Annotated in this window: 1 rRNA gene and 1 other annotated feature (1 of these 2 only partly in view); the gene reads left to right on the forward strand. The window is 53.3% G+C overall.

Annotated features, from left to right (window positions below):
• Positions 1–2,285, forward strand: a sequence feature (most likely nonfunctional fraction of RNA operon) (it extends 1,686 nt beyond the left edge of the window).
• A gap of 135 nt (positions 2,286–2,420) precedes the next feature.
• A 5S ribosomal RNA gene (gene rrf, locus K6T12_RS21180) occupies positions 2,421–2,536 on the forward strand.
• The last annotated feature ends 7 nt before the right edge of the window (positions 2,537–2,543 follow it).

The following is a 2,543-nucleotide window of genomic DNA, read 5'->3' on the forward strand; positions in this document are numbered from 1 at the left end:
TAGGGGAGCCGTAGGGAAACCGAGTCTTAATAGGGCGCATAGTTGCTGGGAGTAGACCCGAAACCGGGCGATCTATCCATGGGCAGGTTGAAGGTTGAGTAACATCAACTGGAGGACCGAACCGACTGTCGTTGAAAAGCCAGCGGATGACTTGTGGATAGGAGTGAAAGGCTAATCAAGCTCGGAGATAGCTGGTTCTCCTCGAAAGCTATTTAGGTAGCGCCTCGTGTCTCACCATTGGGGGTAGAGCACTGTTTCGGCTAGGGGGCCATCCCGGCTTACCAACCCGATGCAAACTCCGAATACCAATGAGTGCAATCACGGGAGACACACGGCGGGTGCTAACGTCCGTCGTGGAAAGGGAAACAACCCAGACCGCCAGCTAAGGTCCCAAAGTTCATGCTAAGTGGGAAACGATGTGGGAAGGCTCAGACAGCTAGGAGGTTGGCTTAGAAGCAGCCACCCTTTAAAGAAAGCGTAATAGCTCACTAGTCGAGTCGGCCCGCGCGGAAGATATAACGGGGCTCAAGCATGACACCGAAGCTGCGGATGCCACTTTGTGGCATGGTAGAGGAGCGTTCTGTAAGCCGTTGAAGGGGAAGCTGTCAGGCACCCTGGAGGTATCAGAAGTGCGAATGCTGACATGAGTAACGATAATGCGGGTGAAAAACCCGCACGCCGGAAGACCAAGGGTTCCTATCCAATGCTAATCAGGGTAGGGTGAGTCGGCCCCTAAGGCGAGGCTGAAAAGCGTAGTCGATGGGAAACGGGTTAATATTCCCGTACCGGCTGTAACTGCGATGGGGGGACGGAGAAGGCTAGGCCAGCGCGGCGTTGGTTGTCCGCGTTTAAGGTTGTAGGTTGAGGACTTAGGCAAATCCGGGTCCTTAAGACTGAGAACCGATGACGAGACTCTTTTAGAGTCGAAGTGGTTGATGCCCTGCTTCCAGGAAAAGCCTCTAAGCTTCAGGTTACAGTTGACCGTACCCCAAACCGACACAGGTGGTCAGGTAGAGAATACCAAGGCGCTTGAGAGAACTCGGGTGAAGGAACTAGGCAAAATGGTGCCGTAACTTCGGGAGAAGGCACGCCGCTGACGGTGATGGAATTTACTTCCTAAGCTGTTGGCGGTCGAAGATACCAGGTGGCTGCGACTGTTTATTAAAAACACAGCACTCTGCAAACACGAAAGTGGACGTATAGGGTGTGACGCCTGCCCGGTGCCGGAAGGTTAATTGATGGGGTTAGCTTAGGCGAAGCTCTTGATCGAAGCCCCGGTAAACGGCGGCCGTAACTATAACGGTCCTAAGGTAGCGAAATTCCTTGTCGGGTAAGTTCCGACCTGCACGAATGGCGTAACGATGGCCACACTGTCTCCACCCGAGACTCAGTGAAATTGAAATCGCTGTTAAGATGCAGTGTATCCGCGGCTAGACGGAAAGACCCCGTGAACCTTTACTACAGCTTCACAGTGGACTTTGACATTACTTGTGTAGGATAGCTGGGAGGCTTTGAAACCTGGACGCCAGTTCAGGTGGAGCCAATCTTGAAATACCAGCCTGGTAATGTTGAGGTTCTAACCCAGGTCCGTGATCCGGATCGGGGACATTGTGTGGTGGGTAGTTTGACTGGGGCGGTCTCCTCCCAAAGAGTAACGGAGGAGCACGAAGGTACCCTCAGCATGGTCGGAAATCATGCATTGAGCGTAAGAGTAGAAGGGTGCTTGACTGCGAGACAGACACGTCGAGCAGGTACGAAAGTAGGTTCTAGTGATCCGGTGGTTCTGTATGGAAGGGCCATCGCTCAACGGATAAAAGGTACTCCGGGGATAACAGGCTGATACCGCCCAAGAGTTCACATCGACGGCGGTGTTTGGCACCTCGATGTCGGCTCATCACATCCTGGGGCTGAAGCCGGTCCCAAGGGTATGGCTGTTCGCCATTTAAAGTGGTACGCGAGCTGGGTTTAGAACGTCGTGAGACAGTTCGGTCCCTATCTGCCGTGGACGTTTGAGACTTGAGAAGAGCTGCTCCTAGTACGAGAGGACCGGAGTGGACGAACCTCTGGTGTACCGGTTGTGATGCCAATCGCATTGCCGGGTAGCTACGTTCGGACGGGATAACCGCTGAAAGCATCTAAGCGGGAAGCCTCCTTCAAGATAAGGTCTCACCGGGAACTCGATTCCCCTAAAGAGCCGTTCAAGACCAGGACGTTGATAGGCTGGGTGTGGAAGCGCTGTGAGGCGTTGAGCTAACCAGTACTAATTGCTCGTGAGGCTTGACCATATAACGCCCAAGGCGTTTGGTGGGTGCCAGCAGAGGCACGTAAAAGATGACTGTAAGACTTACTGAAGACTGGATGAACGCTTGTCCGGTATGAGACTGCAAAAAACGTACAGATCCTGATTGTTACCAGTTTTGCTTGGCGACCATAGAGCCGTGGAACCACCTGATCCCATCCCGAACTCAGCAGTGAAACGTGGCATCGCCGATGGTAGTGTGGGGTCTCCCCATGTGAGAGTAGGTCATCGCCAAGCATCTAAT

The sequence above is a fragment of the Marinobacterium arenosum genome, assembly GCF_019795155.1.
Lineage (GTDB): Bacteria > Pseudomonadota > Gammaproteobacteria > Pseudomonadales > Balneatricaceae > Marinobacterium_C > Marinobacterium_C arenosum.